The 20,147-nt window shown below is 47.5% G+C and carries 16 protein-coding genes; 4 read left to right on the forward strand and 12 right to left on the reverse strand.

Annotated features, from left to right (window positions below; translation table 11 throughout):
* The first annotated feature begins 640 nt into the window (after nt 1-640).
* The 3 genes from AB7D94_RS09900 to AB7D94_RS09910 are packed head-to-tail and all read left to right on the forward strand — an operon-like array spanning nt 641 to nt 5,741.
* Complete coding sequence (locus AB7D94_RS09900; RefSeq protein ID WP_420265671.1) at nt 641-1,543, forward strand: proline iminopeptidase-family hydrolase; 903 nt, start codon at nt 641-643, stop codon at nt 1,541-1,543.
* 60 nt (nt 1,544-1,603) lie between these two features.
* Complete coding sequence (locus AB7D94_RS09905; protein WP_420265672.1) at nt 1,604-2,461, forward strand: SphA family protein; 858 nt, start codon at nt 1,604-1,606, stop codon at nt 2,459-2,461.
* 40 nt (nt 2,462-2,501) lie between these two features.
* Nucleotides 2,502-5,741 carry an AfsR/SARP family transcriptional regulator gene (locus tag AB7D94_RS09910; protein ID WP_420265673.1) on the forward strand — a complete coding sequence of 1,080 codons (3,240 nt, stop codon included), beginning with the start codon at nt 2,502-2,504 and terminating at the stop codon, nt 5,739-5,741.
* Nucleotides 5,742-5,784: 43 nt separating this feature from the next.
* Here the strand turns inward: AB7D94_RS09910 and AB7D94_RS09915 are convergent, their stop codons facing one another.
* The 6 genes from AB7D94_RS09915 to AB7D94_RS09940 form a co-directional block, all read right to left on the reverse strand.
* Complete coding sequence (locus AB7D94_RS09915) at nt 5,785-6,129, reverse strand: type II toxin-antitoxin system PemK/MazF family toxin (protein ID WP_420265674.1); 345 nt, start codon at nt 6,127-6,129, stop codon at nt 5,785-5,787.
* Nucleotides 6,116-6,313 carry a toxin-antitoxin system, antitoxin component, Xre family protein gene (locus tag AB7D94_RS09920; RefSeq protein WP_420265675.1) on the reverse strand — a complete coding sequence of 66 codons (198 nt, stop codon included), beginning with the start codon at nt 6,311-6,313 and terminating at the stop codon, nt 6,116-6,118. Before AB7D94_RS09920 ends, AB7D94_RS09915 begins: the two co-directional genes overlap by 14 nt.
* Nucleotides 6,314-6,441: 128 nt before the next feature.
* Nucleotides 6,442-7,608: an ATP-binding protein gene (locus AB7D94_RS09925; protein WP_420265676.1), complete on the reverse strand. Its 1,167-nt coding sequence runs from the start codon at nt 7,606-7,608 to the stop codon at nt 6,442-6,444.
* 101 nt (nt 7,609-7,709) lie between these two features.
* Entirely contained in the window at nt 7,710-8,954 is a 1,245-nt protein-coding gene (locus AB7D94_RS09930; protein WP_420265677.1) for a NupC/NupG family nucleoside CNT transporter, read from the reverse strand.
* Nucleotides 8,955-9,054: 100 nt separating this feature from the next.
* Nucleotides 9,055-9,792, reverse strand: coding sequence for an acyl-CoA dehydratase activase (locus tag AB7D94_RS09935; RefSeq protein WP_420265678.1), 738 nt, complete (start codon nt 9,790-9,792; stop codon nt 9,055-9,057).
* A 4-nt stretch (nt 9,793-9,796) separates the two neighbouring features.
* Nucleotides 9,797-11,080 (reverse strand): double-cubane-cluster-containing anaerobic reductase, encoded by a 1,284-nt coding sequence (locus AB7D94_RS09940; RefSeq protein ID WP_420265679.1) that lies wholly within the window; start codon nt 11,078-11,080, stop codon nt 9,797-9,799.
* A 509-nt stretch (nt 11,081-11,589) separates the two neighbouring features.
* Here AB7D94_RS09940 and AB7D94_RS09945 point away from each other — a divergent pair.
* Nucleotides 11,590-11,844: a hypothetical protein gene (locus AB7D94_RS09945; RefSeq protein ID WP_420265680.1), complete on the forward strand. Its 255-nt coding sequence runs from the start codon at nt 11,590-11,592 to the stop codon at nt 11,842-11,844.
* 148 nt (nt 11,845-11,992) lie between these two features.
* Here AB7D94_RS09945 and AB7D94_RS09950 read toward each other — a convergent pair whose 3' ends face one another.
* From AB7D94_RS09950 to hisH, 6 genes are all read right to left on the reverse strand, one after another.
* Nucleotides 11,993-12,232: a type II toxin-antitoxin system Phd/YefM family antitoxin gene (locus AB7D94_RS09950; protein WP_420265681.1), complete on the reverse strand. Its 240-nt coding sequence runs from the start codon at nt 12,230-12,232 to the stop codon at nt 11,993-11,995.
* Nucleotides 12,233-12,488: 256 nt separating this feature from the next.
* Nucleotides 12,489-13,763, reverse strand: coding sequence for an ISNCY family transposase (locus tag AB7D94_RS09955; RefSeq protein ID WP_420265682.1), 1,275 nt, complete (start codon nt 13,761-13,763; stop codon nt 12,489-12,491).
* 309 nt (nt 13,764-14,072) lie between these two features.
* Entirely contained in the window at nt 14,073-16,553 is a 2,481-nt protein-coding gene (locus AB7D94_RS09960; RefSeq protein WP_420265683.1) for a molybdopterin-dependent oxidoreductase, read from the reverse strand.
* Nucleotides 16,550-18,430: an NADH-ubiquinone oxidoreductase-F iron-sulfur binding region domain-containing protein gene (locus tag AB7D94_RS09965; RefSeq protein ID WP_420265684.1), complete on the reverse strand. Its 1,881-nt coding sequence runs from the start codon at nt 18,428-18,430 to the stop codon at nt 16,550-16,552. The genes AB7D94_RS09960 and AB7D94_RS09965 overlap by 4 nt, the downstream gene beginning before the upstream one ends.
* 30 nt (nt 18,431-18,460) lie before the next feature.
* Complete coding sequence (locus AB7D94_RS09970) at nt 18,461-19,312, reverse strand: NAD(P)H-dependent oxidoreductase subunit E (RefSeq protein ID WP_420265685.1); 852 nt, start codon at nt 19,310-19,312, stop codon at nt 18,461-18,463.
* Between the two features lie 55 nt (nt 19,313-19,367).
* Nucleotides 19,368-19,982 carry an imidazole glycerol phosphate synthase subunit HisH gene (gene hisH, locus AB7D94_RS09975; RefSeq protein WP_420265686.1) on the reverse strand — a complete coding sequence of 205 codons (615 nt, stop codon included), beginning with the start codon at nt 19,980-19,982 and terminating at the stop codon, nt 19,368-19,370.
* Nucleotides 19,983-20,147 lie beyond the last annotated feature (165 nt).

Consider the following 20,147-nt stretch of genomic DNA (forward strand, 5'->3'; position numbering starts at 1 on the left):
CCGGGGGGGGGGGCTGCTTTACTATTGTGACACAGTCTGTTGTCCGGAATCTGCCTCTACACATTCTCAAGCCAAAGAAGATTCCGGACAAGCCGGAATGACAAAATGAAGCCGGAATGACAGACACTAAGGGTAAGGCGGACTAAGGGTAAAGTCACTATTCCTTGGTGCGAAAGTTCAGTTAGAAATGTCGCAGAGTTTTAGCCGCCGCTGAAATGTTTTTCTTCACACTCCACTACAATAAATTGTCACAGATAGGCTTGCCTTGTCGTCATTCCGGCTTGTCCGGAATCCTCACTTAAGTGGCTGTTTCATGATGATTTTGCCTATTCTGAGATACAAGGACGGATTCCGGACAAGCCGGAATGACAAAATGAGGCCGGAATGACAGACACTAAGGGTAAGGCGGACTAAGAGTAAAGTCACTATTCCTTGGTGCGAGAGTTCAGTTAGGTTGCGAAAGTTCAGTTAGAAATGTCGCAGAGTTTTAGCTGCCGCTGAAATATTTTTCTTAAATTCCGAAATTTATTCTTAAAAATATCTATCTGTAAGCAATATGTAAGTGATATGTAAGTGCTGATATGCTATAATGCCGTTTTAGTGTGTTTTGAATACATACATTATCTTGGGAGGGTGTGGAATGAGGACAGAAGAGGGTTTTCTTGATATTGGCGGCGGTAAGATATGGTATAAGATATACGGGGCGGATACCAGTGGCATCCCGCTTGTCGTGGTTCATGGCGGCCCGGGGTTTTCCCATGACTACATGGAACCATTGAATGGACTTGCAGATGAGCGCCCTGTTATCTTCTATGACCAAACAGACTGCGGGGACTCCAGTAAGAGCGATGCCCCGTCGAGGTGGAACGTCGAATATTTGGGCCGCGAGCTTAAACAGGTATGCGAGGCGCTCAAGCTGAAACGCTGCCACGCGTTAGGGCATTCATTCGCCGGTGCAATTGTCGTATCCTGCCTGCTTGAGGCCAGGTGTGAAGCGATAACAAGTCTGATACTTGCCAGTTCAATGCTTAACGGTCAGCGATTTTATGACGATATTAAGAGCGCCATTGCTTCAATGCCGGATGAGTACCGCAGCGTTCTCCGTTCGGCAAGCGGTACGGACAAATCTGCTTCTGAGAAATTCAACAAAGAGCAGTTTGAGACAGCGTCAATGGCCTTATATAAATGTTCTTATTGCCGTTTAGATCCGTGGCCTGACTGTCTATACAAAAGCATTGGAAAACAAAATATTGCCTTCTATAATCATATGATAGGCCAAAGTATTTTTAACTTCACCGGGGTTCTTAGAAGCTACGACATAACCAACAAGCTGGGTGATATTAATGTTCCGGTTCTTTTAACATGGGGCGCTCACGAATGCGTTAATCCTGACTTTAACAAAGTAACATTTTATAACAATAAGATACCGGGGGCGCGCTCAGTAGTCTTTAATGAATCCTCCCACATGGCTCACCTCGAGGAAACAGAGGCATATTTAAAGGCCGTCAGTGGTTTTCTTAGGGAAATCGAAACCGGCAATTGAGATATACACAGAAGAAGCCGCGAGACGGTTTATAATCATTTATAACTGGAGGATTTGAAAGTGAAGGGTTTTAAAATGGTTCTTGTCATGGGTATCATACTTATAACAATGTTGGCTGCGATTGATTGTCAGGCAGTGGATCCTTTTGAGAACAATGTGGGTGGGGTAAATGGTCCAAATGAGATATACCTTACTGTATATCCCATATTTTATTCGGCGTCAAAGCTCAAGGACAATACCGGCGATGTAGCCTCAAACAATCTTGGCGCAAAGCTCTACCAGGCATCCGAAAGGATTACTTACTATAATAAATCCCTTTTTGGCAATACGATTATCTTAACCGGGATACTTCCCGTCGGCAAAACAGAGCTTTCGGGCAATTCAAATACCGGTATAGGCGATACGACATTCCTTGCCGGTTACTGGCTTGTTGACGACCCGTCCTCCGGGACTTATATTGCCGCCGGCTCTTACTTCGACTTCCCGACGGGCGATTACAATAAGAACAGGGCTGCAAACATGGGTCAAAACGTGTGGAAGTTCAGGCCAACCGTGGGCGTAGCCAAACAAATAGGCGGCCTTGACATGGAGCTTACCTTCAAGTACAATATGTACACGGAAAACAAAGACACTGGTACAAGGGCTGGAAATGAGATGATAGTCGAGGGCTACACAGGTTATTTTGTAAGACCGGACTTGCTTTTGGGGGCGCACCTGAACGCCACATTCGGGTCGGATAGTCATGTTGACGGAGAAAAGATCGCCAGCACGGCCGTGCGGCTTTATCAGGCCGGGCCGTCAATTATGTGGATATCAGGGAAATTCAGCGCACTCGTGGTTGGGCTTGCCGATTTTGACGCCAGAAATACCGCTCAGGGCTATACAGCTTACGCGAGGTTGTCGTATAAGTTGTTTTAAGACAAGACTCAAAATATTAATCCATAAGGAATCATAAGCAGTGGCGGCGGCAGTATTATCGAAGATAACGGCTCCTGACCTTGACAGGGTTATAGAGCGGGAGTCGTGTTTTCACACCATAGACAAGTCCCTGCAAAAGCGGGTCGTATGGGTTTCGGCCCCGGGCGGCTCAGGGAAGACCACATTGGCCGCAAGCTATCTCAAAAATCGCGGCAACCCCTTTATCTGGTACCATATGGATGAAATGGACATTGACGCGGCCTCTTTTTTCTATTACATGAGCCTTGCCGTTTCAATGCTACCACATAAAAAGAAACAAATAACGCTGCCGGAGTTTACCTCCGCATATTTCAATAACGTACAGGGCTTCGCCGCGAGATATTTTAAAGAGTTATTCGCAGAGGTGGACGGCCACGATTCAAATGCAACCCACGCACCGTTTGTAATCGTTTTCGACAATTATCAGAACGCCCCCGCTGATTCGATAGTTCATGACGTGATAGCGAGAGGACTTTTTCCCCTGATGCCGGAGGAATTTGCCGCTGTTGTAATAAGCAGGGGTGAGCCTCCGATTGAGTATGCAGAAATTAGAAGAAACGATGCTTTAGGCCTTATCGAATGGAATGATTTACTCTTTACCCTTGACGATACTTCAAAGTTGGTCAAGGCTTCTACGAAGGCCGAGGTGCCGGATGATATAATCAGGCAGCTTCACAAAAAGATGGATGGATGGGCGGCTGGCCTTACTTTGGCGATCGAAAGAGGAGACCTTGCGTCTTTTATTACCCATTTTGAAAGCACGGGCGTGAATGAGACGATATTTGACTACTTTGCCAGTGAGATATTAGAAAATACCGAACCCATCGAGCGGGAGTGCCTGCTTAAGACCGCGTATCTTAGGGAATTCAGCATCCCTATGGCGGAGAGATTAACCGGATGCGGGCAGACCCATAGAATATTATCGAAAAAATACCGCCAGTATTTTATTACCAAAAAACTTACAGACAGCGGAGTTATGTTCCAGTATCACGACCTTTTCCATGACTTTTTACTCACCCGTGCCAAGGCACACTTCACAAGGGAGCGCGAAGCTGAGATAGCGCGTCGGGCCGTGGACATATTAGAGGAAAACGGCCATTTCGAGGCAGCCGCCCAACTATGCATAGACACCTCTGATATTGAAAAACTATCGTCCATAATGCTCAAACACACCGCACCGATGATTGCCCAGGGCCGAGGTGCTATCTTGAAGAAATGGTTTGCCGCGATTCCCGACGATTTTATCAAAGACCGGCCGTGGCTGCTTTATTGGAAAGGCATGACCAAGCTGCAAACCAATCCAGCGATAGCGCGTGAAAGTCTTGAGGCTGCGTACGCACAATTCAAATTGATGAATGACCCGGAAGGTTTGTTTTCAGCGTTTTGTGCCGTTATTGATACGTATATTTATGAATGGAAGGATTTTCACCCTCTGGATAATTGGATCGGTGAATTCGATATAATGGCGAAACGGTATGATATTGCATCCACGCCGCTTATTTCATCAGAGCTTAGAAACCGCATAACTATAAGCGTATTCTCGGCGCTGGTGTTCCAGCAGCCAAATCATCCCAACATGCTTTACTGGGAGGAGGAGGCGTTGGGGATATTACGCGGTTCCCAAAATATTATGCAGCTTGTGTCTCTTGGGCATATCATGATTTTATACTATCTCTGGACTGGTAGAATTTATAAGGCCAGTGTTGTAGTAGTAATGCTGTCTCCAGTTATTGAAAAAACAGAGGGACATGTTTTGCCAAGATTAATGTTTTATAGATCTAAGGCGTTATATATTTTTTATTGCGCCTCTTATAAACAGGGTCTAAAGACTATAGAAGAGGGGTTAAAACTTGCACAAGAATACGACCTACACATGATAGATTCAATGCTTTGCGGGACTGGCATTTATAATTCACTCCCTATTGGCAATCATGAGATGGCAGAAGAATATTTTAAGAAAATGGAATCTTTTATAGGCAACATACAGTGTTATGCGCGCATTTACTATCATAACATGGCTTCACTTTTAGCACTCAGCCGTGGCAACTATCAATCGGCGATTGATCACGCTGAAGTAAATACTAAGTTAGCTGCAGAATTAGGTGCCCCTTTACAGCTTGGAATTATGGAATACATTGAGGCATATGTATTAGCAGAAGCCGGACATTACACAGAGGCGAGGCGTCATATCAAAGAGAGCTTAAATCTCGGCGTTTCTACCGGAAGTATACTTACCACTTATAACTGCCCAATGCTTGAGGCACTAATAGCGCTGTCCGAAAAAAATGAAGAACAATTCGTAGAAAATATTACAAAAGGTATCGCCATTTCAAAGACAACCGGGCATAGTTTTACATTTTTCCTGCAAAGTTCCACGGAACGTTTATGCAAAGCCGCCCTCGAAAGGAATATTGAGCCGGATTTCATTAAACAAATGATAAGGAATCATGAAATTACCCCCGGAGATTATAAGCATGATAACTGGCCTTATCCGGTAAGAATCTATACACTGGGAAGATTCGCGATAGAAATAGACGGCAAGCCTGTAAAATTCTCTGGCAAGACGCAGAAGAAACCACTTGAGATTCTAAAGGCAGTCATAGCCCTTGGAGGAAAAGAAGTCGGCACTACGCAGTTGTCTGACGCCATATGGCCAGACGCGGACGGCGATGCGGCGGCAACATCTTTTCGCACAACACTCCATCGCCTTAGAAAAATCCTCAGCACCGATTACGATATAATTATCTCAACTGACAATCATGTATCTATTAATCCCGACCACTGCTGGATAGACGAGTGGGCATTACGTGATATTATTGATGACTTTAAACATCAGATAGCGTTACCGGACGCAGGACAAAAAATATATGAGCTATACAATAGAGCATCAACAATATATAAAGGCGGCTTCCTTCCGGGCGAGCAAGACCAGCCGTGGGCCGAACATTACAGGGAACAATTGAAGGATGAGTTCGTCAATCTCTGCTGCAAGGCCGGGACATTCTACGGGGGTTTAAGTGATTGGGACAAAGGCATAGAGTGTTATAAATCAGCCATAGAGGCGGACAACCTTAGGGAGGAGTGTTACAGGCGCACTATCACATTTTATCTGAAGGCAGGTTTGAAGCCGGAGGCCATTGCCCTATATAACAAGTGTAAGCGCACATTTGAGACACAATTGGGCATCAGCCCATCAGCAGAAATCGGGAGACTACTAAAGCCGATAATGAAAGTTGAGTGACCTCGGTATGCTTTAAACAAATATTTGTCTCAGCATACCAAGTCTATTTTAAATCAAGGAGCTCTTTTAGTGAGTTTTCCATTGATAGAATATCATTTTCAGATAGCTTTCCCAATCTCTTTAAAATTAATGATCTATCAATCGTTGAGATCGCTGTCTTTATGGACGATGGTTTTAACAAACCGGCCTCATGCCAATTTGTAATAAGACATTGTCCGATTCCACTGGTCTTCCCTGTTTGGCTCGTAACTGCCATGATAACGACATCCGAAGAGATATTATTGTAGATATTTGAGCTTATGATTACCGCAGGCCGTTTCTTAAGAACACTGTGGCTGCTAAAGGGGAAAGGAACAAGAACGACATCTCCCCTTTCACAGGCTGTCATAAACAGCATCCTCATCATTATTCCAGACTTTGTCAAATACAGGACTTGACAGCTCCTGATAAGCTTGAGTGAGAAGAGTTTTTTCCTTTTTCATTTCAATAAATCGAATATAGTCAAAAACTTCTGCCAGAAGATTCTCAGGCAGCTTATCTATCTCGCTTTTAATCGTATCTTTAACAGACATAGCCACCTCCAGTCCATATATAGAATTATAACGCTATTGAGCAAACTCTTTCCATACTTTTTTTGTGAGTGTCAAAAATATCGGGTAGTATAGGGCTGGCATTCATTAGATATGCCTCTGCCCGCAAATCATAATTCAATGTCAACCCCTGTGATTGCCTTAACTCCTTTTCCTATCGCGTAATCTTTACTAACCCGGCAGATTATGAACTCTTTTAACACGGCATCCGCTCCATAGTAATCTTTAAAGTGGCTAAAACCCTTTGCCGTATCAGAAGTTGGCGAGCCTGTCATTTTGGCCTCAATATTTATGAACCGGCCTCCTTTTTCAACGATAAAATCTACCTCCCTGCCACCCTTTGTTCGCCAGTAGTAAATCGGTGGATTATTAATCCCCTGAGAAAGCAGGCGGCGCTGTATCTGGTTGAACGCGTAAGTCTCCCATAGCGCCCCTGACATGTGGGAATTGGTTATCTCGTGCCAAGAATAAAGCCCCATAAGGTGAGCGGCAAGCCCTGTGTCAAGAAAAAAGAGTTTTGGCGACTTAACAAGCCTCTTCCCAAGACTTCTGTGATATGGTTCAAGCAGATATATAATATGCGACGCCTCAAGAACCGAAATCCACACTTTTATGGTATTGGGGGATACCCCAACATCCCTTGAGAGATCGGCAAAGGACAGGGTTTGCGCCGTCCTGACTGCCGCAGCGCGGAGAAAACGATTAAAGTCCCGCAAACTGCCGACATGCATGATATTCCTGACATCCCTCTCAAGATAGGTCGATATATATGAAGGATACCAATACTTCCGGTCAATACCATTATCCGCGTAGAGAGCCGGGAAGCCCCCGGCGCTTATATAATCCCCGATAGAAGTAAGCAGGCCGGCATTGGATAGTTCATGAGCGGACAGTGGCTGGAGATTTACTATTGCAGAGCGTCCGGACAGGCTTTCAGAGAGATTTTGCATAAGCGGAAAACTCTGCGACCCTGTTAGGAAGAACTGTCCACGCAGTTTTGCCTTGTCAACGATGAGCTTGATATGCCTGAATAGTTCCGGCGCATATTGTGCCTCATCTATAATGGACGGCAGCTTCAAAGAATTTAAGAAATCCTGCGGCGCGTTCACCGCCTCTTCCGCCATAGCGGGGTCATCCAGAGTGACATAGGCAAAATCAGGGAAAAGATGTGTTAGGATACTGGTCTTCCCTACCTGCCGTGCGCCGGTAACAAAGACCACGGGAAACTGATTACCAAGCCCTCGGATTAAGTCCTCAGCGTCTCTCTTTATCCACATGAGGATATTATGCATTTTAAATGCAGAATTGTCCAGAGGTTTCGCGGGGCAGTGATTATAATCACAGCCGCGTGGCAGGGGTCTCTTTCATTGTGTTTTGTTCAATAAAACATACCAATAACAGCTCCTGTCATACATGATGCGGCCGTACCGGTTATTATTGATTTAAACCCAAGCGATACGACCTCATCCTTCTTTTCCGGCGCCATCGTGCCAAGCCCGGCTATTAAAATTCCAAGACTGCCAGGGTTTGCAAATCCGCACATAGCATAAAGCATTATTATGGTGCTTCTTTGGCTTAACACTCCTTTTGGAAGATTGGCGAGTTCTATGTAAGCAACAAACTCGTTTAATATCGTCTTTGTCCCCATCAAGGCACCCGCGGCCTGAGCCTCCGTCCATGGTATCCCTATCGCCCAAACAACAGGGGACATAATTACCCCCATAATACGCTGAAGCGTAACGGGCTTGCCATAAATGTCAGGCAGTGTTGCAAGTCCGTAATTGACTAAAAACACTAATGCGACAAAGACAATAAGCATGGCTATTATACTTATCAGCAGCTCTATGCCATCCGCGGTACCCCTTACGATTGCATCCAGAGCGCTCTTGTATATGTGTGGCGGGACAACTTCACCCGTTTCAATCCTGCCCGTTGGCGGCACCATCAGCATAGCGCAAACCAGCGCCGCAGGGGCACTTATTATTGAATGAAGCAGGATATGAGCCATAGCATCCGGCAGCACCACGCTTAATATACTGGCATACAGCACCATCACAGTCCCCGCAATCGTTGCCATACCGACTGTCATCACGGCAAAGATTTCACCGCGCGATAGTCTCTTCAGGTACGGTTTAATAAAGAGAGGGGCCTCCACCATGCCGACAAATACTGTGGCCGAGGCGCACAACCCTACCGCCCCCCCAATCTTCATTACCTTTTGCAGCACAAAAGAAAACCCCCTGACTATGTATGGAAGCACCCTGAGGTAAAACAATAACGCCGACACGGCACTGATAACAAGCACCATCGGCAGCGACTGAAACGCGAAGATAAACGACCCGCCATGAATTTTCTCCTCAAAGGGGAGCTTGCCCCCGCCCAGATACCCAAAAACCACCGACGTACCGGCCAGAGTGGATTTCTCCAGCACCATTACGGCCTCATTCAAAAATAGAAAAAAACTCCTGATAACCGATATTTTTAACACCAGAAACGCCATTGCTATCTGAAATAAAAGCCCCGTTATAACAGGTTTGAGCCTTACCCCACCCCTGTTTTCGCTCATCGCCCATACAACAAGGCAAATCGTTATAATCCCAAACAGCCCTCTAGCTATATTCATGTTAGTTCAGAAATCGTAAAACCATATTATACCCGCTTCCGAATATAATTAACGAGAGGAAAAAATAATTTTTTATATGGCCGCATTTTTGTATTAATCGTCAGTAGAGCGCCGCCCCCAATGCGGCAAGCATATCGGGGGATTCACTTACGAATATTGCCTTCTGAAAAGAATCCTCAAGTATACTAATCAGCCGCCGGTTTTTCGCGCATCCTCCGGCAAATACAATGTCCTCGTTGACCTCAACCCGCTTTGCCAGTGCGATAACCTTCTGAGCAATTGATAAGTGGAGAGAGCGGGAAATCTGTTCCCGCCCTACCCCCTTATTTATAAGGCTGACTACTTCTGATTCGGCAAACACCGTACACATGCTGTTGATGGTGATATTGCCGTCATTGTCTGCCACGCAGTCCTGCCCGAAATCGCTTATCGCGTAACCGAGCGCCTTTGCCATTATCTCCATAAACCTTCCCGTGCCTGCGGCACACCGGTCGTTCATCTCAAATGCAAGGACCCTGCCGTCAGCCCGTAAACTTACCACCTTTGTGTCCTGCCCTCCTATGTCAATGACGGTGCGGCAGCGAGGGAAGACTTCTTTGGCGCCCCTTGCCACCGCCTTTATCTCGGTTATTGTTTGAGTGTCGTCCAATACCTCCATCAGGTGTCTGCCGTAGCCGGTTGCCGTGAGCTTGTCAGGCCTGTCTGAACTGATTAACCGCTTGCACACCGACAGCGGATTATGGCCGGTCTCCGATTTATAGAAAGATGTCGTGCCGCCATCGTTTAATACGACGTATTTTACAAACCTGGAGCCGATATCAATGCCGCCTCTTTTCAACCGCTTACGCCCCCTTTATCATCTCAAGAAACGCCTCGACACGCGTCTTTAACTGTCCCATATCCTCTGACGAATAATCGGTTTCAATACGCAAAAACGGTATCTCCTTTTCCTTCAGTGAGGTCTGCACCTTATATGATTCCATCATGTAAATAGTGCAAAACAGCAGGGAGTAGTGGATAACGCCGTCTGCCCTCAATTTTCCCGCCATACTGATGATATTGTCCAGACGGTCATCATTAGGGGTGAAACACGCGCAGTCTATCGTCAGATACCTTTCGGCTATCATTTCGAGGGCCTGGTCAACGGAATCGAATTTGTCATCAAGAAGCGTCCTGTAGTTTCTCTCACCAACGCACGACTCCTCACCGACGACTACCGCGCCCGCGGCCTCAATAACGGCATGTAATTTCCAGTTTGGAATAGCCATAGGCGACCCTGCTATCATTATCCTTGGCACCCCCGCCGGGGCAACGCCTCTGCCCTCTTTTACCCTCAGCTCAAGTTCATCGCACAATTCGTTTAGTTTAGCGGTGAAGCGAACGGGGTCGTCAAAAAAGGAAATCTGATTTATCAGGAGCGCGTCCAACCCCGATATAGGGGCAGGGGCGCTGCCCCTCAGCTTCGACAATCTTTGCAGAGCGGCTCTTTTTTCGTTGACAACCCTGACGGCCTCTCTCAGTTTTTCCAGAGTAATCTGCCTTGAGGCAACCTCCTGAAGTTTTTCGGCGAATTGCCTTATTTCCTGTTTCCAGAGCCGCATGTCGCTTTCGCTCTTTTTATTTGGGACTTCCATGACATAGACCTTACCGGTTATTTTGTCAAAGGCCTCGTATGCCTTTTTCTTGCCGTCGCAGGTGGTCTCCCCAACTATGAGGTCAGCCGTTTCGACGTAAGGACAAATGCCGCTCAGCTTAAACCCGATGAAAGACTTAATCAACGCGCATGTGTTTCGTGGTATATGTGTCTCAGCGCTGTCACTTCCTACGTCGGCACCGGAACAAAGCCCGATACATACGCCATCAACCGCCAGTATAAGCTCCTCAGGGACAAATATACAAAACGTGCCAATTATCTTTTTGCCCTGGGCCTTTGCGTTGAGCAGTTCCTCGATTCTCAGGCCGTGTACCTCGGATATGACAAAATCGAAATACGACATTCCCTTTGGGCGTTCTTTTTGTGACAGATAGATATTAGTGTAAGCGTTTGTTAATACTGAAAGTAATCCGTCGTGGGCATCAATGTTTAGTCCAAGCCCTTTCCACATATCTCTGTAGTCTTTTGACATAAATCCTCCGCGTTACTCATTTTTTTAGTGCACGGCAAGGCCGCACAAGAGAAAACAAGGGCCTTTGTTTAACGCTAAGGAATGACTTCAGGAGAGATTGAGCTTGTTAAACCCGTCAACAAACGGTAGAGATAGGTAAAAAAAGTCCCCTCAGCTGGTTAACCTCGACCAGGTTGTTTGACGATGTTCAGCCAAAACCGCTTTTTATGACACCGCGCGTTATATCAATAGAGGCGGCGACGTCAGAAGGAGCGGCATCAGAGACTTTTTTAAGCAACATTTATATCCTCACCAAGCGCTATTATAGCAAAAGAAAAGTTTTACATCAAGTGTATAAAGTGTCATCTTCTCAAGATGTAGTTCAACGCTTGTCAGGGGTCATCGTTTTTTTAATCGTCACCGGCTTTTCCTATGTGCGCTCGTTGAGTTATTATAACGTAAGCGTCAAGAAAACCCCATCTTTACAGGGGAAGTAGCAGGTGTCATAATGGGCCGAAACAAGGAGGTTCATGATGATGAAGAAAGGGAAGGTATCAGTCTCAAAGGCGTCCAGTTATTGGAAGGCACACATACGCATAGAAAAAACAAAGATGTTTTCAACACGCCAAGACTCCTGCTGTGGCCACAGGATTTCGCGCATGACAAGTAAACTTATATCCCCTACTTTAGATTTCGCTGTCGTTGCGCTTACCTATGAGCTGTACATAGACGCAATTATTTTCTGCTTTGTAGATTATGCGATATTCGCCTATGTCCACCCTTGAGTAATCACAACCTTTCAGCTTCTTAGAATCATTGGCTGTGCCAGTGTCCAATAGTGCAAAAATTTTCCTCGTTATTTGAGCGTATTGCTTAGCGTCGAGGGTTCTAAGGAAGCTATTCACTTGTCTGGTGATGTGGAGGGTTAGCACGTTACGGCTTAGCTCTCAGTGCTTTAATAGATTCTTCATGGGTCAAGTAGCCTTCATTTTCAGCCTCCGCCGCTTTTTTTGCCCAGTAGCTGTCTTCAATGGCGGTTAATCTTTCGTACTCGTCAATAGATAACAAGACGGCTACCTTTCTACCAGATTTCTCTATCGTTACGGGGTCTTTGATAGAATCCTCAAGATATTTACCAAAGCGTGTCTTAACAGCAGTTGCATTTACAACCATAATGATTAGCCTCCCCTTTTTGTCTATTTTAACCATTTTAATTAATAAATATCAATATGCGGCAGAAAATTGTCAAGCCAAAATAAAAATGTCCTATTCCTGCCAAAGTAGAAATGTCCTATTCAGTTAATAATAAGCGGACTGGTATCCACAGCTAATTGTCCCTTTTTCCACTATTCCTTGGTCCGTTAATCCTTGCCTTTTAACCAATACTTTTCTTTTAGGCCGCGGTCTCATTGCGGCTTGGTTGATGTCTCTAACGAGCATTAGCCCATACCCATTTGTTCTTAAGCTGCTTCAGGCTCTTTCTCCACGGGTGATCCTTTGCCGCAGGGGCTTGTTGACTGGTTGTCTTTCTTGCGGCGGTTCTCTCCTTTATCGGCCTTACGGTTATCTTGCTATACCTCAGACTTTTACCGTCGCATGTTATGCGCATAGAGCCGTCAACCCTATCCTCTACAACTACATTCTTCTCCTTCGTTTTCTCCTCAATCTGGTAGAGCTGAGTACCGTTAGACACAGTGTTGTCGTTACTTATTACACGAGGCGTCTTTATACAGAGATGCTTATCAAGGTTATAGTTCCTTGGCGGCTTCACATGCACATCTGTCTCATTTGCCGGACACACCCTGAACTGCTTGTTGTACTTTGGAAAATATTCTTTCAAAAACTCATTGGCCTCATCCTTAGACTTTATTCCCCTTATACGCATCTCCTTTACCAGCCTGTCTTGCAACACCCCGAACAGCCTCTCTATTCTTCCTTTGGCCTGTGGTGAGTATGCGTGTATCAGCTCAACTCCAAGCTCTTCAAGCGCCCTCTCAAACTGGCTCAGAGGCTTTGTCTTCCCTTCAAGCTCTTCCTCCGGCGTGAGCTTGCCGTTGGATTTGTATGTCGTATGCCTGTCCGAGTAAACGCTCATAGGCACTCCGTATTGCTTCACATACCGCTTGAAACTATCCATCGCTGGCATCGTTCCCTCGTAATCGTAAAACCGCCCGTAGACATTCCCTGTCGCATCGTCTATATACCCCATCAACACTAACTCAGGCCCTCTGCCTTCAAGCCAGTCATGATGGCTGCCGTCCAGTTGTACCATCTCCCCAAAACTCCCTTTGCGCTCCCTCCACCTCCGGTGCTCTGCCCTCTTTCTCCTCTTCTGCCATAGCCCTGCACATATCAGCCAGCCCCTTAACGTCTCATCACTTATCTCTATCCCGTCATGCTCCAACAGCTTCTCTGCCGCTAACGTCGGCCCAAAATCATTATACTTTGTCTCATACATCTCTATCGCCTTTCCCCTGATATCTTCAGGCGTCTTGCGCTTAGACTCCCGGCCTCTCCCTTTGTGGACTATCCCCACAGCCCCTACATCCCTTACTGATCTTATCAGCCGTCTTATCTGCCTCTCGCTCACTCCTAACATCTCTGCCGCCTCTCTCTGTGTTATACGCCTGTCCATCGCCACTTGCACTGCCTTCAATCTCTTCAAATCCCTTATGCTCATCTCTATCCTATCCTTCCAGGCCATCTGCACCTCCTTTCTCAAACAGGTTAGTATAGCCTCTCTTTAGGACATTTTTACTTTGCTACTTTAGGACTTTATCATTTTGGTGAGACATATGCGGCAGAAAATAAACTCTTTGAAGTATAAGGCCGGCAGCGGCGGCTCTTTGTTTTCCGGCAAAGATATGTGTCAGGTCCTGACATGTAATATACGAAGGGGGAAAAGGTACAACCATTCCAGATAACAGCCATTCTGTTATAGAAACATTCTTACTCCTATGACTGTATCATGGTATCAGGATGATTCGACCTTGATAAACTCAGGATGATTCAATCACGCCGGCGATACCCTCACGGCCGTCAATGGGGCTGCTCCCCCGTCGTAGCCGTATGTGAGTTCATTTAATCTCGCGGTTGCAAAATTAATCGGCGCGAAGATCATCCCCTCTGTAACCTCGTCTGTCACTACCACCTTTACCGTAGTTGCCCCGCGGCGTGATTCCACTCGCACCATGCCGCCATCCGCTATGCTGTGTCTTGCGGCGTCCTTGTCGTTTATCTGTATAAAGGCACCGGGAAACGCCTCTGTCAGATTTTTCGACATCACCGAAAGTGCCCCCGAGTGCTGCATCAGATTGCCGGTTACCATAATCAGCGGATAGCGCTTGTCAGGGGCCTCACTCTCTTCATAGTGCACCGGCACGTATTGCCATTTCTCCTTGCCAGGGTCAATCACCATAGCCGACAGATAGTCCTTCAGGGCGGTATAGGTCTCAACAGACGGCTGCAAATTCATATACCTTGTCAGGTTTCTGAAAATCTGCCAGCCCGCTATGGAATCCCCCGAAGGGGCTGATATCTTCTCCGAGATTTGATTTAGTCCAGCCGCGTTTGTGAATGTGCCCTCCTTCTCAGCCCAGCTTGCCTCAGGTAGTACGATATGGGCGAGGCGCGCCGTGTCTGTGAGCCGTATGTCCTGCACAATCAGCAACTGCAACCGCTTAAGCGTCGCCTCCACTTTCTTCAGGTCAGGACAGATGCCCAAAGGGTCGTCTCCCATTATAAATAGGGCATCAAGCGAGTCCTCCCCGTAGAGCATCTGATAGAGATTTTTCCCGGTGCTTCCTTCGATTTTCTTGTATCCGGGAAGATAGTCCGGCGTTATTCCCATCTGCCACATGCCAAAGGTATTGGCGTACCCGGCTGGCATCTGAAGGGCTGACGGGCCATCGCCTGTAAGCATAATAAGGTTTGCCGCCGAAAGGGCAGTGTTCAGGCCCTTACTGTTCTCCACAAAGCCAAGTGTCATGGCTATCATCCTGGTCTCGGCACCAAGAAACACCCTCGCCATTTCCACAAACTCGTCCTTGTCAACTCCGGCAATACTGGCCACGATTTCAGGAGGATAGGTCTTTACAAGCTCTTCCAGTTCCGAAAAGTTAGCGGCTGCCGTTGACATGTGGTTTTTTAAGTGGTAACCGCCCTCAAGGGCCAGGTACATGATGCCGTTTAACAGGGCATGGGAAGTGCCCGGCCTTACCCGCAGCCATACATCGCTGTGCCGTGAGAGTTTGGTCTCGCGCGGCTCTAGTACAAGGATTTTAGCACCTTTCTTTCTCGCCTCAAGAAACTTTAACCCCCAGACAGGGTGTGTGGAGGTTATATCAGACTCGACCACGAGTATGGCCCCTTTGCCTATGGGGGCATCCAGCCTGATAGGCAGGTTTGACAGGCCAAAGGCCTGAGACACCGTCTTCTGGACTTTTGAAAACCCGAAACAGGATGCGGAATCTATGTTGTTTGTGCCGATTACCTTGCGCGCAAACTCCTGTAGCATGTAGTTGCTCTCGTTTGAGAACTTGTGAGAGCCGATGACGCCAACTCTATCCGGCCCTTTTGTCTTTATAACGTCTGTCAGGCGCTCTGTCAGTATATGCATGGCGTCTTCCCATGTGGTCTCTACAAGCACACCGTCTTTTCTGACAAGGGGTCTTTTCAGCCTGTTTTCGGCGTATATGAAATCCATGCCGTACCTGCCCTTAACACAGAGGTCTCCCTTGTTCACGCCCTTTGTGGCAACGCCCTGCGTCCTGACAATCTTACCCTCGCGCGTATCCAGTGTGATTGTGCATCCAACGCTGCAATATGGACAGATATTGTCGCTGCTTTCAAGAAACCACGCGCTAAAACTGTGCTCAAATGGTTTGTTTCCCAGCGCCCCGACCGGGCATATATCTACACACTGCCCACAAAACTCACAGTCAAGCATCTCCTCAAAGGCCGGAGATACCACCGTCTCAAAACCCCTGCCTATAAAATTAATAGCCCCAACGCCCTGATGTTCCCAGCACACCGCGACACACTTGCCGCAGAGGATACACTTGCTTTGATTTCTTGAAATAAATGGATTTCTGGTGTGCCTCGCAACGGCATATTTCTCCTCCTGAATCCTGTTATTAGACGGACCGTACTGATGGGCAAGGTCCTGAAGGCTGCACTGCCCGGCCTTGTCGCATGTAGGGCAATCCAGCGGATGATGTATAAGAAGCAGCTCTACCATTGTCTTTCTGAGTTTGGCAATCTTAGGGGTATTTGTCCTGATAATCATGCCGTTTTCGGCGGGATATGAGCACGAGGCAAGGGGGCGTGGCTGCCCCTCTATCTCTACGAGACACATCCTGCAACCGCCGTAGGGCTTGAGCTTCGGGTCCCAGCACATGCTCGGTATGTAGATATTATTCTCAATAGCCGCCTGCAAAATGGTCAGGCCCTTCTCTACTCTTACTTTTATGTCATCAATTGTAAGTTCTATCATCGCGCAAACTCCTTCGCACTAAACATCTCGGCAGGGCCTATCTTAACAGCCCCAAACTTGCAGGCGTTATAACAAGACCTGCACTTCACACACTTTTCCTGATTGATTGAGTGGGGCTTTTTCTTTTCACCCACTACCGCCTCTACCTGGCAAGCCCGCGCGCAGGCCATGCAACCCGTACACGCCTTTTCGTCAACATAAAAAGTCGAAAGGTTTTTACAGACCCCCGCAAAACACCATTTGTCCCTGATGTGGGCCTCGTATTCGGCTCTGAAATATCTGATTGTGGAAAGCACGGGGTTTGGGGCGGTTTGCCCGAGGCCGCACAAGGACGCAGACTTGATATCGTCGGCAAGGTCTTCAAGGAGTTCTATGTCGCCCTCTTTCCCTCTGCCTTCGGTTATATCAAGCAGGCGGTGAAGCATAATCCTCGTGCCTACCCTGCACGGCGTACACTTGCCGCATGATTCGTGGGCGGTAAAATCAAGAAAAAACCTTGCAAGGTTGACCATACAGTTTGTATCGTCAAGGACGACCATACCACCACTGCCGACTATTGCGCCGGTCTTCATAATATCTTCATAGGTGACTGGTATATCAAGAAACTCAGTGGGAACGCAGCCCCCTGACGGGCCGCCAAGCTGAACGGCCTTAAAGCTCCTCCCGCGTTTCAATCCTCCGCCGATGTCCTCTATTATAGTCCTGAGGGGAATCCCAAAGGGTATCTCTATCAGCCCTGTGTTGAGCGCCGCTCCGGTGAGGGCAAAGACCTTCGTTCCGGTAGATTTCTCAGTCCCACGGGACTTAAACCAGTCCGCGCCGTTGCGTATTATTGCCGGGATATTTGCAAATGTCTCCACGTTATTGAGGACAGTAGGTTTTTCCCACAAACCCTTGTGGACGGGAAACGGCGGCCTGGGGATGGGCGAACCTCGCTTGCCTTCTATTGAGCGCATCAGCGCAGTTTCCTCACCGCAGACAAAGGCCCCGGCACCCGGATAGATATCGAGGTCAAGATTAAAACCGCTCCCAAGTATGTCCTGCCCTAAGAGGCCGTACTCAACGGCCTGGTCTATTGCCTTACGCAGCCTTCTCACTGCCAGCGGGTACTCTGCCCTGACGTATATATAGCCCTGGCTAGCGCCAATGGCCTTGGCCGCTATTATCATACCCTCCAGTACAACATGGGGGTCGGCCTCCATGATGCTTCTGTCCATAAAGGCGCCCGGGTCGCCCTCGTCGCCATTACAAAGGATATACTTTAAATCTCCCTGTGCCTGTGAGCATAGCTCCCACTTGAGGCCGGTTATAAAACCCGCCCCTCCACGCCCCCGCAGCACGGAGCCTCTTACCTCTTTTATTATTTCTGTGGTGGCCATCTCTCTGAGCGCCTTAGCGGCCCCAAAGTAGCCGTCCACGGCTATATATTCCTCAATGTTTTCGGGGTCTATCATGCCGCGGTTTCTAAGCGCTCCAAGCATCTGGAGATTAAAAAACGGGATGTCTTTCAACTCCTTCAGGGCGGCGTGGGTCTTTGTGTCCTTGTACAAGTTCTTCTCCAGCAAACGGCCCCCAACAAGGTGTTCCTCAACAAGGAGCGGGGCGTCGCCGGGCTTTAGTTTTTCATAAAAAATACCCTCTGGCTGGACAAGCAGCAGCGGGCCGTGGGCACAGAACCCGTTACAGCCCGTCAGGATTACCTTATATTTATCGCTCAGGCCTTTTTCTTTCAGGTTTGCCTCAAGGGCGTCCTTTATTTTCAGGCTGCCACCGGCTATGCACCCTGTGCCTCCGCATAACATCAGCCTGCCTTCGCTGAGGCGGCTTTTGTAGTTTTCCTTAATCGTGTGCAGGGCGTCTATTGTCATTTTTTCCATAGTCTTTTCCTCATTACCAATTCCTCATTATCAATGATAATCTTTGAGTATTTCGTTTGCCTTAGTGGGGTCAACGCCGCCGAATGTATCCGTACCGACTAGCACCACGGGTGCCAGTCCACAAGCGCCGATACAACGTACGGTCTCAAGCGAGAAGAGGCTGTCATGGGTAATTTCACCCTCGTTAATGCCCATAGTGTCTTTGAGTTTTGCAAGTATCTCGTCTGCCCTTTTTACATAACACGCCGTCCCCTGGCACACGCGCACGTTATATTTCCCCATTGGTTTCATCGTGAAGTATGAATAGAAAGAAACCACAGCGTGTACCTCGCTCACAGGGATTTTCATAGTCTTGGCGATAATTTTTTGTACCGAGGCGGGGAGATAGCCAATAAGTTCCTGTGCCTCCTGCAACACCATAATCAGGGCGCCGGGTCTTTTCTTATATTTCTGCAAAATAGCCTTTAATTTCCCCTTGTCATAGGTTTCCACATCCTGTGTGGGCATGGGGACTTTGGGAGGGGTGCTGACGGCCTTTTTCACCGCTTCTGTCAGTGTGTGCGGGAAGAAGGGTTTTGGCAGGAAATCCACTATATCCAGGGCAATGGCGTCTCTTAGCACCGCCTTGGAGGAATAACCTGTCATGGCAATTACTCTGGTGTACTGGTGGTTTTCGTTTATCCATTTAATAAGTTCAAAGCCGTCAATCGTCGGCATTATGAGGTCTGTGATAACGAGGTCAAAGACGCGCTCATCTATAAGGGCCATCGCATCCTTTGAGCTGGTTACGCCGGTGACCTTAAACCCTTCAGCAGACAGCACAGCCTCGCAGCTCCTGATTATAATCTCATCGTCATCAACTACCAGAACATTCATTTCCATTGTATGTCCTCCATTTCAAGTTGCCGAATGCCCAAACGTTGTAATTCCAAATAAGTTAGTTTCTTTTGACAAATGCGCCAAAGTTTCTTAGGACTTCGAGGCCGGAGTTTTGGCTTTTCTCTGGATGAAACTGTGTGGCAATGACGTTGTCTTTCCATATCATGGAAGTAAACTCAATGCCGTAGTCCGTAGTGCCGGCGGTTATGGCCGGGTCCTCAGGCGCGACATAATACGAATGTACAAAATAAAAATACCGATTGTCCTCAATGCCATCAAAAATCGGCGGCTTATTCTTAAATTTGACATTATTCCATCCCATGTGCGGGACCTTTAACGTCGTGACGGGGAATCTGGCCACCCTTCCCTTAAACACGCCAAGCCCCGGGCATCGGCCAAACTCCTCCGACTCAGTGAAAAGCGCCTGAAGCCCCAGACAGATGCCAAGAAACGGTTTGCCTGTCCTGATGGATTTTAAGATCGGCTCAATAAGGCCGAGCCTGTCGAGGTTTGCCATACAGTCCTTAAACGCCCCAACGCCGGGCAGCACCACGCCACTGGCAGAAAGTATATCCGCCGAGCGCTCTGTCACCTTAACGGCAACGCCGCTCTTTAGGAAACCCTTCTCAACACTCTTCAGATTTCCCATCCCATAATCCACTATTGCAATCACCCCTATATGATACGAAATCCAGCGCGGGGATTGCAATTATATTTATACCCAAGTCAGGGCAAACGCACTATATGCGTTTTGTTGTTATTTCAGAGCCAGACTAATTCAAAATATGTAAGCGTCAAGAAAACCCCATCTTTACAGTGGGGGTAGCAGATGTCATAA

The sequence above is a fragment of the Candidatus Magnetominusculus dajiuhuensis genome, from assembly GCF_046044395.1.
In the GTDB taxonomy this organism is placed as follows: domain Bacteria; phylum Nitrospirota; class Thermodesulfovibrionia; order Thermodesulfovibrionales; family Magnetobacteriaceae; genus Magnetominusculus; species Magnetominusculus dajiuhuensis.

What these genes read in the sequence shown, in the direction of transcription:
- AB7D94_RS09900 (WP_420265671.1), top strand. Translation starts at nt 641, where the DNA reads ATGAGGACAGAAGAGGGTTTTCTTGATATTGGCGGCGGTAAGATATGG.
- AB7D94_RS09915 (WP_420265674.1), bottom strand. Translation starts at nt 6,129, where the DNA reads ATGACAGCCTGTGAAAGGGGAGATGTCGTTCTTGTTCCTTTCCCCTTT.
- AB7D94_RS09920 (WP_420265675.1), bottom strand. Translation starts at nt 6,313, where the DNA reads ATGTCTGTTAAAGATACGATTAAAAGCGAGATAGATAAGCTGCCTGAG.
- AB7D94_RS09925 (WP_420265676.1), bottom strand. Translation starts at nt 7,608, where the DNA reads ATGTGGATAAAGAGAGACGCTGAGGACTTAATCCGAGGGCTTGGTAAT.
- AB7D94_RS09930 (WP_420265677.1), bottom strand. Translation starts at nt 8,954, where the DNA reads ATGAATATAGCTAGAGGGCTGTTTGGGATTATAACGATTTGCCTTGTT.
- AB7D94_RS09940 (WP_420265679.1), bottom strand. Translation starts at nt 11,080, where the DNA reads ATGTCAAAAGACTACAGAGATATGTGGAAAGGGCTTGGACTAAACATT.
- AB7D94_RS09945 (WP_420265680.1), top strand. Translation starts at nt 11,590, where the DNA reads ATGATGATGAAGAAAGGGAAGGTATCAGTCTCAAAGGCGTCCAGTTAT.
- AB7D94_RS09950 (WP_420265681.1), bottom strand. Translation starts at nt 12,232, where the DNA reads ATGGTTGTAAATGCAACTGCTGTTAAGACACGCTTTGGTAAATATCTT.
- AB7D94_RS09955 (WP_420265682.1), bottom strand. Translation starts at nt 13,763, where the DNA reads ATGGCCTGGAAGGATAGGATAGAGATGAGCATAAGGGATTTGAAGAGA.
- AB7D94_RS09960 (WP_420265683.1), bottom strand. Translation starts at nt 16,553, where the DNA reads ATGATAGAACTTACAATTGATGACATAAAAGTAAGAGTAGAGAAGGGC.
- AB7D94_RS09965 (WP_420265684.1), bottom strand. Translation starts at nt 18,430, where the DNA reads ATGGAAAAAATGACAATAGACGCCCTGCACACGATTAAGGAAAACTAC.
- AB7D94_RS09970 (WP_420265685.1), bottom strand. Translation starts at nt 19,312, where the DNA reads ATGGAAATGAATGTTCTGGTAGTTGATGACGATGAGATTATAATCAGG.